The 15631-nt window shown below is 61.4% G+C and carries 14 protein-coding genes; 8 read left to right on the forward strand and 6 right to left on the reverse strand.

Annotated elements, in window-relative coordinates:
• Positions 1 to 93 precede the first annotated feature (93 nt).
• The 4 genes from J3P73_RS31885 (at position 94) to J3P73_RS31900 (ending at position 3593) form a co-directional block, all read left to right on the forward strand.
• The gene (locus J3P73_RS31885) at positions 94 to 1491 is read left to right on the forward strand and encodes an aminotransferase-like domain-containing protein (RefSeq protein ID WP_130680741.1); all 1398 of its coding nucleotides are present in this window, start codon (positions 94 to 96) and stop codon (positions 1489 to 1491) included.
• A 3-nt stretch (positions 1492 to 1494) separates the two neighbouring features.
• Positions 1495 to 2787, forward strand: a complete 1293-nt coding sequence (locus J3P73_RS31890; protein ID WP_207580198.1) for an NAD(P)/FAD-dependent oxidoreductase — start codon at positions 1495 to 1497, stop codon at positions 2785 to 2787.
• Between the two features lie 159 nt (positions 2788 to 2946).
• On the forward strand, positions 2947 to 3198 hold the full coding sequence (locus J3P73_RS31895) for an AbrB/MazE/SpoVT family DNA-binding domain-containing protein (RefSeq protein WP_207580199.1): 252 nt from the start codon (positions 2947 to 2949) through the stop codon (positions 3196 to 3198).
• On the forward strand, positions 3195 to 3593 hold the full coding sequence (locus tag J3P73_RS31900; protein ID WP_130680739.1) for a type II toxin-antitoxin system VapC family toxin: 399 nt from the start codon (positions 3195 to 3197) through the stop codon (positions 3591 to 3593). The genes J3P73_RS31895 and J3P73_RS31900 overlap by 4 nt, the downstream gene beginning before the upstream one ends.
• Positions 3594 to 3665: 72 nt before the next feature.
• Here J3P73_RS31900 and J3P73_RS31905 read toward each other — a convergent pair whose 3' ends face one another.
• The 5 genes from J3P73_RS31905 to J3P73_RS31925 form a co-directional block, all read right to left on the reverse strand.
• On the reverse strand, positions 3666 to 4643 hold the full coding sequence (locus J3P73_RS31905; protein WP_128460145.1) for an ABC transporter ATP-binding protein: 978 nt from the start codon (positions 4641 to 4643) through the stop codon (positions 3666 to 3668).
• 4 nt (positions 4644 to 4647) lie between these two features.
• Positions 4648 to 5475 carry a carbohydrate ABC transporter permease gene (locus tag J3P73_RS31910; protein ID WP_130689019.1) on the reverse strand — a complete coding sequence of 276 codons (828 nt, stop codon included), beginning with the start codon at positions 5473 to 5475 and terminating at the stop codon, positions 4648 to 4650.
• Positions 5472 to 6350, reverse strand: coding sequence for a carbohydrate ABC transporter permease (locus tag J3P73_RS31915; RefSeq protein WP_207580200.1), 879 nt, complete (start codon positions 6348 to 6350; stop codon positions 5472 to 5474). Before J3P73_RS31915 ends, J3P73_RS31910 begins: the two co-directional genes overlap by 4 nt.
• Positions 6351 to 6416: 66 nt before the next feature.
• Positions 6417 to 7700: an ABC transporter substrate-binding protein gene (locus J3P73_RS31920; protein ID WP_164593600.1), complete on the reverse strand. Its 1284-nt coding sequence runs from the start codon at positions 7698 to 7700 to the stop codon at positions 6417 to 6419.
• Between the two features lie 37 nt (positions 7701 to 7737).
• A complete protein-coding gene (locus J3P73_RS31925) occupies positions 7738 to 10059 on the reverse strand; it encodes an alpha-L-rhamnosidase (RefSeq protein ID WP_207580201.1) in 2322 nt (773 codons plus the stop codon).
• Between the two features lie 140 nt (positions 10060 to 10199).
• On the opposite strand from J3P73_RS31925, the gene J3P73_RS31930 reads away from it, so the two are divergent.
• The gene (locus J3P73_RS31930; protein WP_130680735.1) at positions 10200 to 11258 is read left to right on the forward strand and encodes a LacI family DNA-binding transcriptional regulator; all 1059 of its coding nucleotides are present in this window, start codon (positions 10200 to 10202) and stop codon (positions 11256 to 11258) included.
• A 42-nt stretch (positions 11259 to 11300) separates the two neighbouring features.
• Here the strand turns inward: J3P73_RS31930 and J3P73_RS31935 are convergent, their stop codons facing one another.
• Positions 11301 to 12317 (reverse strand): LacI family DNA-binding transcriptional regulator, encoded by a 1017-nt coding sequence (locus tag J3P73_RS31935; RefSeq protein ID WP_207580202.1) that lies wholly within the window; start codon positions 12315 to 12317, stop codon positions 11301 to 11303.
• A 179-nt stretch (positions 12318 to 12496) separates the two neighbouring features.
• On the opposite strand from J3P73_RS31935, the gene J3P73_RS31940 reads away from it, so the two are divergent.
• From J3P73_RS31940 to J3P73_RS31950, 3 genes are all read left to right on the forward strand, one after another.
• Complete coding sequence (locus tag J3P73_RS31940; RefSeq protein ID WP_018071794.1) at positions 12497 to 13744, forward strand: ABC transporter substrate-binding protein; 1248 nt, start codon at positions 12497 to 12499, stop codon at positions 13742 to 13744.
• A gap of 85 nt (positions 13745 to 13829) precedes the next feature.
• The gene (locus J3P73_RS31945; protein ID WP_018483063.1) at positions 13830 to 14753 is read left to right on the forward strand and encodes a carbohydrate ABC transporter permease; all 924 of its coding nucleotides are present in this window, start codon (positions 13830 to 13832) and stop codon (positions 14751 to 14753) included.
• The gene (locus J3P73_RS31950) at positions 14753 to 15622 is read left to right on the forward strand and encodes a carbohydrate ABC transporter permease (protein WP_018071796.1); all 870 of its coding nucleotides are present in this window, start codon (positions 14753 to 14755) and stop codon (positions 15620 to 15622) included. The genes J3P73_RS31945 and J3P73_RS31950 overlap by 1 nt, the downstream gene beginning before the upstream one ends.
• Positions 15623 to 15631: the final 9 nt, after the last annotated feature.

Below are 15631 nucleotides of genomic sequence, written 5' to 3' on the forward strand. Positions count from 1 at the left end.
CTATGTCGCACGAAAGCGAGCTGAATCGCAGCGCCTCGGGGATTGATGTGTGCGTTCGGCTTAGGGAATTTACGCCGCTGTTACAGGAATTGTATGTCTGAAAGATCGGAAGTGACCCGGACAAATCAGGGGCGGGAAACGCGGATACCGGCCTATCTGGAGCTCGCAAGCGAGCTCGAGGCGAAGATCCGCTCGGGCGCCTTGCCTCCCGGCAGTCAGCTCCCGCCTCAGCGCGACCTGGCGCGGGAGCGGTCGCTCAACGTCTCAACCGTCACGCGCGCCTACCGCGAATTGCAGAACCTCAATCTTGTGATGGGCAGCACCCGGCGCGGCACGATCGTCATGGGCGACGGCGCCATGCCGCGGGTCGACCGGGCAGCGAACCCGGCCGGTATCATCGATCTGACGGTCAACCGGCCGGCCGTCGACGATTTCCAGCAGCGCCTCGCCCAATCCCTGCCAGACCTTTCATCGGACCGGCGCTTCCGCCAGATGCAGGAGTATCAGCCGCCGGAAGGTCCTGCCTGGGCGCGCCACGCGGCGAGAAAATGGATATCGCTGAACGGCTTCGATCCGTCCGAAGACGATATCGTCGTCACCAGCGGCGCCCAGCATGCTTTGCTGGCGGTGATCAGCAGCCTGATAGAGCCCGGCGACACCATCGTCTGCGATCGGTTGACCTATTATGGCCTGATTGCGCTTGCCCAGATGTTCCGCTTCCGCATCATCGGCATCGGAAGTGACGATGAGGGCATGTCGGCGGTGGAGCTCGACGATATCTGCCGCCGGGAGAGCGTGCGCGCCGTCTTCACGGTTCCCTCGATGCACAATCCGACCGTCGTCACCATGAGCGAGGCTCGCCGGCGGGAACTGGTCGACGTCGCGGAAAAGCACGATCTCGTCATCATCGAGGACGATGTCTATGGACCGATGCTCGGGACCCGGGCAAGCGCCCTGATCACGCTTGCGCCGACCAGAACCTACCATATATCAGCACTCTCCAAGGCGCTGGCGCCGGGCCTGCGCGTCGGCTATCTCTTGTGTCCGCCCGGCCGGGCGCTGCTGTCTGCCGAGGCGGTCCGCACCACCGCCTGGATGCCCTCTCCGCTGCCGCTGCTGCTTGCGACGCGCTGGCTGGAAGACGGCACGGCCGAAGCGATCCTGAAGGCCCAGCTTGCCGAGCTGCGCGCCCGCCATGCGATCGTCACGACGATCCTTGCGGGCCATTCCTTCTCCGCCGATCCGCGCTGCATGTTTTTATGGCTCCGGCTGCCGGCGCCATGGCGATGCGAGGATTTTGCCGCCAATCTGCGCGCCCATGGCGTTGCCGTCATGGCCGCCACTGCCTTTGCCTGCGACCGTCAGCCGGTCGAGCATGCCGTTCGCGTCAATGTCGGCTGCGCATCGTCGCGGGATGAACTTGCAACGGCGCTACGCATCATCGCCGCCACGCTGAACGATCGTCCCCGCGCCTTAGCGGGCCTGGTCTAGCCGATGAACACGCCGCTGCCGGAGCTTCAGCCCTTGCCCGACGCCGAGCGCCGGCATGTGGCTGTGGTCGGTGCCGGATTGGTCGGCCTCTGCACGGCACTTTGGCTGCAAAGAATGGGGCACCGGGTCACGATTATCGATCCGGCGCCGCCCTTGGGCGATTCATCCTACAGGCAGGCCTGCTCCTACGGAAATGCCTGCACCTTTGCGCCGCACGGCGTCGTTCCCGTCGCGACGTCAGGGGTCATCTGGCGTGTGCCGGGAATGCTGCTCAATCCGCTCGGTCCGCTGGCGATCGTCTGGAGATACCTGCCGCAACTGATTCCTTGGCTGCGCGCCTTCCTGGCATCGAGCACGAAAGCGGAGGTCGAGCGGATCGCCGGCACACTGGCGGTGCTGCTTTCTCACGCCGATGCGGCCTGGCAACCGCTTGTGACGCAGGCAGGCGCCGAACCGCTGAAGCGGCATGACGGCTGCCTGTATCTCTATAAGACCGAAGCGCAATTCCGGGCGGCTGACGCTGAGAACGCGCTGCGTGAGCGTCATGGCGTCGCCATGGACCGGCTGGACCGCGCCGATGTCCAAAGTATGGAGCCTAATCTTGCGCCGCTCTACCACAAGGGCGTGCTGTTCCGTGACGCCTATGTGTTTTCCAGCCCCAGGCAACTCGCGTTCGCGCTCGCCCAGGCTGTTATAAGCGGCGGCGGGGAGATCGTCCGCGGCGAAGTCTCGGCGATCGAGCCGCGCGGCAATGGCATCTGCCTGCGGATCGCCGACACGCAAATCCTGACCGACCACGCGGTCGTCGCCGCCGGCGCCCATTCGCGCAAGCTTACGGCATCGATAGGCGATCGTGTCCTGCTCGACACCGAGCGCGGTTATCACGTCTTGTTCCCGCAAGCGGGCCATCTGCTGTCGCGCCCGGTCTGCTATCCCGAACACGGCTTCTACATGGTGCCGATGGCAGATGGATTGCGCGCGGCTGGAACCGTCGAACTCGGGGGGCTTGCCGCTCCCTTGAACCCCAGGCGGACCGCGATGATCCGTGACGGCGTGAAAATGCTCCTGCCGGCGGCCGGGCAAGGCAGCGACGAGTGGCTGGGCTTTCGCCCGTCCATGCCCGATTCACTTCCGGTGATCGGCAGCTCTCGGCACTTGCCCCGCGTCACCTATGCCTTCGGACACGGCCATCTCGGTCTGACGCTGTCGGCTCTGACCGGCTATCTGGTTTCCCAGCTGGTCGCGGGACAGCGCGCGGCTGTCGATCTGACGCCGCTGCGTCCAGACCGGTTCTAAGCCGGATGCATAGAAGGCGCTCATGCGTTGGCGCTCTTTCTTTGGCTGGAGCGAGCCACGCACGAACAAGGCCAGTGAAGGCAAATTCCCCATCACTGGAAGCTTGAATGTAAGGAAGAATTCCATTACTTTTGTCTTGGTTAAGATAGGAGATTTTCCATGGCTTCCCTTGCCGTCACAATGAAAGGGCAAATCACGCTGAGACGGGATTTGCTGACGCACCTTGGGGTCAAGCCGGGGGAGCGCATCGAATTCGACAAGCTGCCCGGGGGCGAGCTGCGGGTAAAGGCTGCTCGTCCAGCGGGGACAATCAACGACTTTATCGGTCGGCATGCGGGCAAGATGAAAAAGCCGTTGACCATCGAAGAGATGAACGAAATCGCGGCTTCGGGCTGGGCCGGCGAGGAATGAAAGTCTCAGTCGATACCAACATTCTTGCTCGAGCAGTCCTGCAGGATGATGCTGAGCAGGGCAGGGCAGCGGCAAAGCTCCTCAAGGAAGCATCGCTGATCGCGGTTTCCCTGCCGAGCTTATGTGAACTTGTCTGGATACTGCGTCGAGGAGCCAGGCTATCAAAGGAGGATGTTTCACAGACGATCCACGACCTGCTCAACGCGGGCAATGTGGCGATGAACCGTCCTGCGGTCGAAGCAGGGCTGGCCATGCTGGAGGCAGGTGGCGATTTCGCAGATGGCGTGATTGCCCATGAAGGAGCATGGCTTGGCGGCGAGAGCTTCGTATCTTTCGACAAGCAGGCGGTCGAACTGGCAATCCGCCAAGGCCAACCCGCGCGTCTTCTCGCCTGAAATTCCGCAGGCTCATGAGCGGGTCGATGCTGAGCGGCTGCAAGCTTTTCAACGCTGAGACGACGGGCGGCCTCAGAACCGATGTTCCGCTCCCTCGACCGGATTTGCCCAGACCGTCATGCCAGGCGCAAACGGCGTCTCGCCTTCGGCGCGCACGACCATCTCGCCGAGCTCGGGGATGTCGAGGTAGAGGATCGCGTCGGCGCCAAGCCGCTCCACATGCCGGATCCTGCCCTGCCATTGCCCGGCCCCTTCCGAAAGCCTGATATGTTCCGGGCGAATGCCGTAGGTCGTGCAGTTCATTCGCCGCGCTATCTCTCCTCCATAGAGGTTCATCTTCGGGCTGCCGATGAAGCCGGCGACGAAGGGTGTCGCGGGATTGCGGTAGAGCTCCATCGGACTGCCGATCTGTTCGACCGCGCCGCCCTTCAGGACAACGATCTTGTCCGCCATCGTCATGGCTTCGACCTGGTCGTGGGTGACATAGATCATCGTCGATTTCAGGCGGGCGTGCAGATCTGCGATCTCAAGGCGCATCTGGGCGCGGAGCGAAGCGTCGAGATTGGAGAGTGGCTCGTCGAACAGGAAGACCTTGGGATCACGGATGATCGCGCGGCCGATGGCGACGCGCTGCCTCTGGCCGCCGGAGAGTGCTTTCGGCTTTCTCTCCAGCAACTGGGTGAGCTGCAGCGTTTCAGCCGTCGCCGCGACCTTGGCGGCGATTTCCGCCTTTGGGCGGCGGGCGAGCGAAAGGCCGAAGCCGATATTCTCGGCAACGGTCATATGCGGGTAGAGCGCGTAGCTCTGGAACACCATGGCAATGCCGCGCTCGGAGGGTTCGGCATAGGTCACGTCCTTGCCGCCGATGGTCAGCGCGCCTGAGGTTGTTTCTTCCAGGCCGGCAATGATGCGCAGCAGCGTCGACTTTCCGCATCCGGACGGGCCGACGAAAACCACAAATTCGCCGGAGGCAACCTCCAGATCGATCCCCTTGATGACTTCAAGGGCGCCAAAACTCTTGCGAACTTGCTTGAGAGTGAGCTCAGCCATTCGGTTACCCTTTTACTGCGCCTGATGTCATGCCGGCGACGATCTGCCGGTTGAAGAAGATGAAGACGACCAGCGGCGGGATCGTCACCAGGAGGATATTCATGAAGAGGAGATTGTACTGGCTCGTATACATGCTCTGGAAATTATAGAGCGTCAGCTGCACGGTCACGTTCTCCTTGCCGGGAAGGTAGTAGAGCGGGTTGGTAAAATCGTTGAAGATCGCGATCGACTGCACGACGATGTTGGTGACGGTCACCGGCTTCAGCAGCGGCAGGATCACTCTGAAGAAAATCTGCCGGGGCTTGGCGCCATCGATCAGCGCCGCCTCGTCGAGGTCGCGTGGAATGGTCGAAATGAACGACCGGTAGAGCAAGGTCGAGAACGAGAGATTATAGGCGACCTGGATCAGGATCATCCCGGTCATGGTCTTGAAGAGACCGATCTCCTGCAAGAGGCCGATGGTGGGCACGACGGCTGGCGGCATCATCAGACCCATGAACAGGGCAATGAAGGCCACCCTGTTCCAGACCGTCTTGCGGCGCTGCATGACATATCCGACCATTGCCGACAGCAGGATCAGGATCGTGACGGAGACCACGGTGATCAGCGTGGAGTTGAAATAGGCGAGCGCGAGCTGGTAGTCGCGCGCCTTGAAGACGGCGATCAGATTATCCCAAAACAGCCACTGCTCGGGCAATTCGAAATCGAGGCGAGAGGCTTCGGATTTCGATTTGACCGCCTGGAGAGCGACGAAAACGAAAGGCATCACGAAGATGACGGCCGCCACCGCAAGGGCTATCGCGCCGGTCACGTAAGGGCGGACGCTTCTCATTCCTCAACCTCGCGCCGGTTGAACCACAGGGTGAATGGCAGGATGATTACGGCGATCAGCGCGAACAGGATGACGTTTCCGGCCGTCGACAGACCGTAGAAACCAGCCTGGTATTGCTTATAGATGACCGAGGCGATCACGTCGGAGGAGAAACCAGGCCCGCCGCGGGTCATGGCCCATATCAGATCGAAGGATCGAAGCCCTCCGATCAGCGACAATGTCACCACGATGACAGTGGCGGGACGCACGAGCGGCAGGGTGATCCGGAAAAATTGCTGGAGACGCGTGGCCCCGTCAATCCTTGCAGCCTCATAATAATCGGGGCTGATCGCGGCAAGCCCGGCGATGAAGATCAATGTGGCGAGGCCGACACCCTTCCAGACATCGACCAAAGCCACCGAAAAAAGCGCCAGCGCAGGATTGGTGAGCCATCCAGGTCCCGGAATGCCGAGCGTCTCGAGCGTGACATTGATGATGCCCTTGGTCGGATGCATCATCACCGTGAAGGTGATGCCGATGCCGATCGTCGAGACCAGGACGGGAAAGAAGACCAGCGTGCGCAGGAAGCCGCGGGCGAAGATATTGCCGGTCAGCAGCACGGCAAGCAGCAACCCGCAGACCGTCTTCAGGCCGGATGTCGTCACGGCATAGATCAGCGTGTTGACCAGTCCCTTGACCAGGAAGGGTTCGGAAAAGAACTGCTGAAAGTTTTCGAGCCCGATGAATTCGGCGGTCGACAGATCCCATCGCGTCAGGCTGAACCAGAGAGAGGATATCGTCGGAAACAAAAACAGCACGCCGTAGATGATGGCGGCCGGAATGAAAAACCACAGCGGGTAGGGCGATTTGCGCGAGCGGGGCCTTGTCTCTGTCATGACTACCTCTTCGATCGGGTGGAACCTCGCCCCTTCAGGAGCGAGGTTAACTGACCCGAAAGACCGCTACCAGTTGGGCAGACCGAGTTGCTTGGCCTGCTTGCGCACGTCGTCGTCATAGAGCTTTGCCGCGTCGGCCGGCTGGCGAATACCGGAGCCGACTTCGACGGTGATCTGCTCGAGAGCCGGTCCCTTGATCGGCGAAACGAATTCCAGCGCCGGGGTCGTCTTGTCCTTGGCCTCGAAATAAGGGAGCATGTCCTTTATCGCAGGCGGCACGTCGGCTGGCAGGTCGCAGCCGTCGATCAGGGAGGGCCCCTGAACGGCATTGGTTTCCACCATGATCTTGCAGGCCTCGACGCTTCCGGCGAAATCGACGAATTTCCGCGCTTCCTCGGCGTGCTGGCTGGTCAAGGGAATGTAAAGGGCTGGCGGCATCCAGACCGTCAAGCCGTTGGTTGCGGCGTCGTCGCTCGGCTGCGCGAAAAAGCCGACATCGTTGAGGTTTTCGGGATAATTCTGTTTGAGCGCGCCGACCGCGAAGCTCAGCATCGGATAATGCGCTGCCTCGCCGGTTGCCACCATTCTCAGGCCATCGTCGTAGCTTGCCGCGCCGAAATCGTCGTTCATCAGACCGGCGTCGTGAACGTCCTTCAGCCGTTCGAAGCCCTTCAGGGCCGCAGACGTCTCGGCGTATTTTGCCTTGTTGGCGGTATAGTCTGCGGCGAAGTTCGGCACGGCCGCGTGCAGGTTGTAATAGTCAGCCAGAACGAACAGCTGCGAGGTCCAGGTATCGCGATAGGTCTGCGCCACGGCGACCTTTCCTGATGCTTTGACCTTCGCGTTGTTCGCCATGAAGTCCGCCCATGTCTTCGGGACGGAGAGGCCAAGCTCCTGGTAGATTTTCCTGTTGTAGAGGATACCGCCCGCCATCGCCGTGCCGAAGGGAACGCCGTAGAGCTTGCCATCGGCACGGACGACCGATTTGAAACCGTCGTCGACCTTGGCCTGCGACGAGAGATCGCTCAGATCGACAAGCGTCTGTGTCGGCTTCAGCGCCTGTAGCAGCGAGCCGGAATTGTAGAGAAACACATCGGACATCTCTCCTGTCGCGAGCCGCGTCTTGATGATGTTGTCGCCTTCGCCGCCACCGGCCCGCGGCTCGATTTCAATCGTCACGTCGGGTGCCTTTGCCTGATAGGCGGCAACCAGTGCCTCGGCTGCCGCGACGGTGTCCGGGTTGTTGTCGATCAGGAATGACAGCGTGGTTTCTGCATGCGACGGACCAGCCGCGACCAGTGCCAAAAGCGCGGACGCGCCCGCAAGAATGAGTTTTATCCGATGTGTCATGACGTTCCTCCTCTGAACGGTGTGACGTGTATGCTCCTCAAGAATCGGGTAGCGAAAAGACCAGCTGGTGCGTTCCCGGCGCGAGAACGGCATCCTCGACGACGGGCTCTCCGTTGAGCGACGGGTTTTGATGCCGTTTTCCGGGCCGGAACCGGCCGATGCAGCCTTCCGGAAGCGTCAGCACATAGGTGACCTTGTTGCCGTCGCACTGCCAGCCGGCCTCGATGCGTCCCTGGCTGATGTCATGATAGGCCGAAACCGGCGAGAGGGCCGGAATCGGCGCCGGATCGATAATCACCTCGGTAAATCCGGGCGCGCTCGGGCTCGGCGAAATTCCGGCGACGCTTTCGAACAGCCACTGGCAGACAGCGCCATAGGCATAGTGGTTGTAGCTGTTCATGTCGGGTTCGTAGATGGTGCCGTCAGGCGCCATGGAATCCCAGCGCTCCCAGATCGTCGTCGCTCCCTTCGAGACCTGGTAGAGCCAGCCCGGCACATCCTCCTGCAGGAAGACCTTTTCGGCCAGATCGTCCATGCCGAGTTTCGTCAGCGCCGGCAGCAGGGCGGGCGTGCCGATGAAGCCGGTGCCGATCTTGTAGTCGGCATCGATGATCACCTGCCGGAAATGCTGCTGTGCAGCTTGCGTGTGCTCCGCCGGTATCAGGTCGTGGAGGAAGGCCAACGCATAGGACGTCTGGTCATTATGCGCGAGCCGTCCCGCAGGCGTGATGAACTCGTTGGCGAATGCCCGCCGGATCTCGTTTGCGCGCTGTTTCATCTTCTCTTCAAGCGCATGCTCGCCGAGAGTGGCTGCGATCCTTGCCAGAAGGTCGGTCGAGATGAAGTGGTAGAGCGTGGCCGCGCAATCATCGGCGATCGTCGGACGAGGCTTTCGGTTGTCACCGACCGGCTGCAGCCAGTCGCCGAAGGTGAAGCCTCGGGCGCCCCAATGCGAGGGCGGACGCACGAGCGGACCATCCGAGATCGACCAGACGAAATCGACCCAGCGCACCATGGAATCCAGGCACTCCGACAGGACGGCCCGGTCGCCGTAATGCGTGTAGAGTACCCAGGGGATCACGACGATCGCGTCGCCCCAGCCGGTCGAGCCGGCATAGCCCGGGAAATTGGCCGGATGCAGACGCGTCGGATCCGGCGAAAAGTGCGAGACGGCGCCATCCTCGCGCTGATCGGCCATCACATCCCGCAGATACTTCCTCAGGAAGGATTGGCTGTCGCTCAGCCAGCATGCGGTTGCGGCAAATACCTGGGCGTCGCCCGTCCAGCCCAAGCGCTCGTCTCGTTGCGGGCAATCGGTCGGTACTTCGACGAAATTGGCGCGCTGCGACCAGATGGTATTCTCGACGAGGCGATTGACCAGTGCATTGCCCGAGGTGAAACCGCCGGCGGGCTCGGGCACCGACGAGATCGGGATGGACGCGATTGCGAGGATCTTCGCATCGCCCTTGATCGTCACCCGGGCATAACGGAAGCCGTGGAAGGTGAAATGCGGTGCGTAGGTCTCGTCGCCCTCTCCCCGCAGCGTGTAGACGGTGTGCGCGGTGGCCGTGCGATAGTTGCGATTGTCGAAATGACGGTCGGGACCGAGAACTTCCGAATGCTCCACCCGGACTTCGGCGCCGGCAGTGCCCCGGACCGTATATCTGACATAGCCGCCGGAATTCTGGCCGAAATCATAGACGGTCCTGCCCTCATCGTCGGTCCAGCTGTCGACCGCGGCGAGTGGCCGCAACTCGCGCACCGCAGCCGTTTCATGCGCGACGAGCAGCGCCCTGTCGAAGGGCAATCTTTCGGTGCCGTGGCTCTCCAAGTAGTTTTCCTGGCGGGCATCATAGATTTCGCCGAAGTAGATTCCCGACTTCAGGACCGGCAGAAGGCCGCTTCGCCATGTGGTGTCGGTGGAAAGAACGGTGCCATCCGGTCCGATCAGGTCCGCAATGGCGCCGATCCTGTCGCCCCAGCAATTCGGAATCGCCTGGACGCCCCACATCAAAGGCGACCGGTACCATCCGTCGGCAAGCCAGATCTCGATCCGGTTGAGGCCCTGCTTGAGCAGGTTCGAGACGTCGTATCGCTGATAGGCAAGGCGATCGTCGTAGTTCGTCCAACCTGGGGTCAACAGGTCGCTGCCGACACGAACGCCATTGATGAAGCAGCGATAGAGGCCAAGTGCGGAGATGAAGAGCTCGACGGGAAGCCTGGCGCCATCATGTTCGAAAGTTTGGGAGACGAAGCTTGCGGCCGTTCCCTGACCGCCATCCGATAGTGGCGCGATCATATCCCCGGACCAGGTACGCGAAACGAGGTTGCCGCTGATGGCTGCCGGCTGAAAGTTCATCAAGTCCTCCCGACGAGTTGTAGAACGTTCTCCATATAACGTTCTACATTTTATTCGGAAGCGCAATAGAATTTTCGTTGCCAGTCTGCCATGGTGGTTCTGCGGGCGATGTTGACGACCCGCAGCAAGTCAGAGATTTCATGTCAATCGAAGAAAAACAAAAGCCGCAACGAAACGATCGCGTGACGATCCGGACCGTGGCAACTCACGCAGGCGTATCGGTCGCAGCGGTTTCCAAGGTGATGCGAAATGCCTATGGCGTCAGCGATGCGCTGCGCGCAAGGGTGATTGATGCCATCGAGGCACTCGCGTATCGCCCCTCGCGGGCGGCACGAGGGCTGCGTGGCCGGAGCTTCACGATCGGCGTGCTCCTGATCGATATCCGCAATCCTTTCCTTCCGGAGGTGATTGCCGGCGTGAACGGGGTGCTGGCGCCTTCGCATTACCAGGCGATGATCGGCGTCAGCGATGCGCGCGTGCAGCTGGAGACGTCGTTGATCGAGTCGATGATCGACTACAAGATGGACGGCCTTATTCTCGTTGCGCCGCGTTTGCCGTCGGAGATCCTCGCAACCTTCGCCGTCCAGATACCGATCGTCGCGGTCGGTTACCACGATGCCAGCGCCACGGCCTTCGATACCGTCAATGCCGACGATCAGCGCGGCGCCGAGATCGCCGTGGAAGCGCTTCTGGCCTGCGGCTATCGCGACATCGAAATGCTCAGCCTTGGCGAGCGCCAGGGGCACGCGGTCTCCGTCGTCCGCCAGCGTGAGATCGGGTTCCGCCGGGCGATGCAGCGTGGCGGCCTTGGCTCCTCGCCAGCGATCGGCAAAATTCCCATTGCTTCGCCAAAGCGGGAAGAGGCGATGCGAAAGTTCCTATCGAGGAAGGACAGGCCGCGCGCCGTGTTCTGCTGGAGCGATCTCGACGCGATCACCCTTTTGAGCCTGGCTATGGAGATGGGGGTGCGCGTGCCCGAAGACCTCGCCGTCATCGGATACGACAATTCGTCGACCGCAGCACTCGGCCTCGTCAATCTCGCAAGCATCGATCAGTCGGGCAGGGAGCTCGGCCAGATCGCCACCCGGGCCCTCATTTCCAGAATAGAAGGCCGCACCGCTTCCGAGCATATTTTCCAGATACCGTCGCTGGTCAGCCGCAACAGCCTGACCCGTTCCGGCAATTCAACCGACAGATAATAGCGACGACGGCCGGCTTGCCTGTGTTGCTTGCCGTCGTTTTCAGTCGGATTGAAGGGGGCTGCCGCAAGACTGCCGCACGACCAGGCGACACGGCGATCTGGTGATGCCGGCAGGGACCGGTTCACCCTTGGAGAGGCTGAGGATTGCCAGGCCGGCACGATGGCCGAGTTCCTTCAACTCCATGTCGATGGTGGTCAGCGGCGGGCGCGTTTGCCGGGCGACGACCTCCCAATTGTCGAACCCGACCACGGCGACATCCGTGGGAATCTCCACATTGAGGTCGCGCAGCGCGTCGATGACGCCGCGGGCGATCTCGTCACTGCCGCAGAAGATGGCGTCGGGCTTTGGGCCGGGCCGGGCAAAGACCGTCTGGACGGCTTCGTGACCCCATTCCTCCGACCACTCGCCGAACATCGCTTCGGCACCGTCGCCGCAGGCGTCGAGATAGGATTGGGCGCGAATGCGAGCGGCCAGGTAATCCCGCGGACCGGTGATGTGCAGGATCCGCGACCGGCCCAGTTCCTTGAGATGGTCGACGGCGAGGCGTGCGCCCTGTTCGTCGTCGGGAAAGAAAGTGACGCTGTCGGCCGGCCCCTCGGCAAAGACGTAGACGACGGGTATCGGCAAGCGGGACAGCTGGGCCGGCGGCTCGAGGTCGAGGCGCGTCGCGGTGAATATAATGCCGTCGACCTGCCTGTCGAGCAGCGCCTCCAGGTGCAGCTGGGCGAGCCTTGGATCATTGTTCGTGGCGCAGAGGAAGACGGACACGCCGTGATCGACCAGCACCTCCGACACCCCGGCCGCCATCGGTAGCGTCAGTCTGCCATAGGTGTCGTTGGTCAGCATGCCGATCGCATGGCTTCGCTTGCTTAGCAACCCACGGGCGAGTGCATTGGGCCGAAACCCGATCTCTTCTGCCACGCGCCGGACCCGTTCGCGCGTCTCCGCATTCGTCCGGCCGGTGCCGTTCAGCGCGTTCGACGCCGTCGAAATGCTGACGCCCGCAGCCTTCGCCACGTCGTAGATCGTCCGTCTCCGATCACCGGTATTCTTCAAGCCACGCCTCGTCTTCAGTTCATGCTAAAAGCTTTTAGCAGAAAAAATCGTGCTGTTAAAAGGTTTTATCAATCGCACGCCAGATTTATGCACACAGACTGTCGACACCAAAAAAATTCTGATTTAACGTCCGTTTCGTCCGAAGGCCTGAGGCCTGAACGAGAAAAAGGGGAACAAGCATGCTTCGACTGAAAACAACGATCACTGCTCTTGCGCTGCTGGCAAGCTCTTCTCTCGCCAGCGCCGAAGAAATCACCCTATGGGTGCGCACGTCCTCCGGCGCCGTCCTTCAGGGTCTGGCCGACAAATACAACGCATCGCACTCCGACAAGGTCAACGTCACCCAGATCACGGCCGAGCAGATGGTGCCGAAGCTGGGTGCGGCAATTGCCGGCAGCGCGGCTCCTGATGGCGCCGTGCTCGACCTGATCTATCTCCCGACCTTTGCCGCGGCGGATGGTCTCGAGGATATCTCCGACTTCGTGAAGGGCCTGCCCTATTCCTCGGCGATGAGCCCGTCCCACATCCGTCTTGCCACCTATGACGGCAAGATCTACGGCGTGCCGGCCCTGCCGGATGCCTCGATCATCGCCTACAATACCGATCTCTTCACCAAGGCCGGCCTCGATCCCAACAAGGCGCCGGCATCGATGGAGGAGATCGCCGCCGATGCCAAGAAGATCGCCGCGCTCGGCAACGAGACCTACGGCTTCTATTTCGTGGCGAATTCGGGAAGCTGGCTGATCTACGATTTCCTGCCGCATCTCTGGGCCGCCAATGCCGATGTGCTGAGCGATGACGGCCGCAGCGCCACGGTCGATACGCCGGCGCTGCGTGAGACCATCGCCGCCTATCGCGATATGTGGAAGGCCGGTGCGATCCATCCGACCTCGCGTTCCGGCAACGGCAACAATGCCGTCGAGGCCTTCGCCTCGGGCAAGGTCGGCATCCTGATGACCGGCTCCTACATCGTCAATCTGCTGACCAGCAAATATCCCGACGTGAAATTCGCCGTTGCGCCGATCCCGGGGCCGAAGGGTGGTGCATCGAGCTTTGCCGGCGGCGACACGCTGTCCCTGATAAAGGGCATCAGCGACGAGAAAAAGAAGGTCGCGCTCGACTTCGTCAATTTCTACATGCAGCCCGAGCAGCAGGTCTATATCACCCAGGAATCGGGCATGCCGTCGCGCACCGACCTCGCCGCGGAAGCCTATGCGAAATTCGACCCGCGCAATCTCGTTGCCTATGATATCCTCGCCAAGGCGCGCACGCCCTACACTTTTTCGTCCGATGAACTCTTCGTCAGCCGCACCGGTCCCTTCCTCAATCTGATCCAGGGCACGATCTTCGGCGACGATGTCGACGGAACGATCGCCAAGACGCAGGCCGACTTTACCCGCATCCTCGAACGTACCAATCCGAACTGAGCCCGACGGCGGCTTCGGCAGGGTATCCACGGATGCCCTGCCGTTCCCTCCACATCTCCACATTCAAACGGAAGGAGGAGTTGCGGTGATATCCTCGACACTTCGCAACCGGAGGCGCGCAGTCGCAACCGGAGAGCCCGAGCCGAAGGGTTGGCTTGGTCTTGCCTTCATCCTGCCGGGCTTGCTGTTCATCGTCGTGCTCTTCCTCGTGCCGCTTGTCATGACGGTCTGGATGAGCTTCTACAACTGGCCGCTTCTCGGCCGGACGAAGTTCATCGGTCTTTCGAACTATGCCGAACTGATCAGCGACACCCAGCTCTGGCATTCCCTGGGCTTCACGCTGCTCTACACGGTGCTGGTCACGGCTGCGATCTTCCTGGTGGCCTTTCCCCTGGCGCTGCTCGTCGACCGGCCGCTGCGGATCGCCGGCTTTTTCCGCACGATCTATTTCATGCCCGTCGTCATCGGCTTCGGGGCGGCTTCGACATTGTGGATGTGGCTGCTCAATCCCGATAGTGGCGTCTTTGCGCAGCTGCTGCGCGGAGCGGGCATCATCGACAGCGCGCCGAGGCCGCTCGAAAGTTTCTGGCCAGCACTCGGCGTCGTCATCCTGATGGTCGTCTGGAAAACAGCGGGCTTCACGATGATCATCCTCCTGACCGGCCTTCAGAGCATATCGAACGACGTCATCGAAGCCGCCAGGATCGACGGCGCCAGCGTCTGGAGCCGGTTTCGCCGGATCACGCTGCCTTTGATGAGGAACTCGGTGGTGCTGGCGCTCGTCCTCAACGTCACTTCATCGATGCTGGCCTTCGACCAGTTCTTCATCATCACCCAGGGCGGCCCTGAGAACAGCACGATCTCCGCGGTCTTCTCGATCTATCTCGCCTCGTTCTCATCCTACCGTCTCGGTTATGGCTCGGCGATCTCCTTTGCCCTTCTCGTCGTCCTGGTGGCGATCAGCGCGATCCAGTTCGTCCTGCTGCGCCAGCGGCCGGAGGAGGGCTGATGGAACGGCTCAACCACAGTCTCGCAGCGAAGCCGGCGAGCGAGCGGCTCGGTTATCTCGCTTTCGTCCTGACGGCATGCGTCTTTGCCATCTTCTTCGTGATGCCGATCGTCTGGTCCTTCGCCAATTCCTTCAAGCCCGCGGCCGCAGCACTTGCCGATCCGGCAGCGCTCTTCTCGAAAGCCTTCTCGCTTGAAAACTACCGCCGCCTCGAGCATGTCGGCGCCGGCTGGTACGTCTATGCCGGCAATTCGGTACTGATCGCCGCCGGAACGGTGGTCCTGACGGTGCTCGTCTCGGTGCCGGCGGGATACGGTTTTTCGAAATTCCGCTTTCCCGGCCAGTCGCTGCTCTTCGTGCTGATCATGGCAACGATGATGATCCCGTTCCAGTCGATCCTGACGCCGCTTTTCCTGATCCTGAAAGTCTTCCGCCTGCAAAACAGCCTTTTCGGGCTGGTGCTGATCTACGTGACCTTCCAGCTTCCTTTTTCCGTCTTCATGATGCGCAACGCCTTCGACGCGGTGCCGAAGGCGCTGATCGAAGCGGCACGGATAGATGGCGCCTCGCAGGCGACGATCCTGCGCCGGATCATGCTGCCGATCGCGCTTCCCGGTGTCGCAACCGTTGCGATGTTCGCCTTCCTGAATTCCTGGAACGAATTCCTCGCCGCCCTCATCTTTCTGTCCGACCAGAACAAGTTCACGCTGCCGATCATGCTGGTCAATGTTTCGTCGGGCATCTATGGCATCATCGACTGGGGCGCGCTGCAGGCCGGCATCGCCGTGACCATGGTCCCCTGCATCCTGCTTTTCCTTCTCTTGCAACGATATTACGTGCGCGGCCTGACGGCCGGCGCCGTGAAGTAACAGCGCTCG

The sequence above is a fragment of the Rhizobium ruizarguesonis genome (assembly GCF_017357285.1).
Classification (GTDB): domain Bacteria; phylum Pseudomonadota; class Alphaproteobacteria; order Rhizobiales; family Rhizobiaceae; genus Rhizobium; species Rhizobium ruizarguesonis.

Bases quoted from the DNA above. Each gene is read 5' to 3' on its own strand.
- J3P73_RS31920 (WP_164593600.1), bottom strand. From the start codon at position 7,700: ATGACACATCGGATAAAACTCATTCTTGCGGGCGCGTCCGCGCTTTTG.
- J3P73_RS31915 (WP_207580200.1), bottom strand. From the start codon at position 6,350: ATGACAGAGACAAGGCCCCGCTCGCGCAAATCGCCCTACCCGCTGTGG.
- J3P73_RS31950 (WP_018071796.1), top strand. From the start codon at position 14,753: ATGGAACGGCTCAACCACAGTCTCGCAGCGAAGCCGGCGAGCGAGCGG.
- J3P73_RS31885 (WP_130680741.1), top strand. From the start codon at position 94: ATGTCTGAAAGATCGGAAGTGACCCGGACAAATCAGGGGCGGGAAACG.
- J3P73_RS31900 (WP_130680739.1), top strand. From the start codon at position 3,195: ATGAAAGTCTCAGTCGATACCAACATTCTTGCTCGAGCAGTCCTGCAG.
- J3P73_RS31940 (WP_018071794.1), top strand. From the start codon at position 12,497: ATGCTTCGACTGAAAACAACGATCACTGCTCTTGCGCTGCTGGCAAGC.
- J3P73_RS31895 (WP_207580199.1), top strand. From the start codon at position 2,947: ATGGCTTCCCTTGCCGTCACAATGAAAGGGCAAATCACGCTGAGACGG.
- J3P73_RS31925 (WP_207580201.1), bottom strand. From the start codon at position 10,059: ATGAACTTTCAGCCGGCAGCCATCAGCGGCAACCTCGTTTCGCGTACC.
- J3P73_RS31905 (WP_128460145.1), bottom strand. From the start codon at position 4,643: ATGGCTGAGCTCACTCTCAAGCAAGTTCGCAAGAGTTTTGGCGCCCTT.
- J3P73_RS31910 (WP_130689019.1), bottom strand. From the start codon at position 5,475: ATGAGAAGCGTCCGCCCTTACGTGACCGGCGCGATAGCCCTTGCGGTG.
- J3P73_RS31930 (WP_130680735.1), top strand. From the start codon at position 10,200: ATGTCAATCGAAGAAAAACAAAAGCCGCAACGAAACGATCGCGTGACG.
- J3P73_RS31890 (WP_207580198.1), top strand. From the start codon at position 1,495: ATGAACACGCCGCTGCCGGAGCTTCAGCCCTTGCCCGACGCCGAGCGC.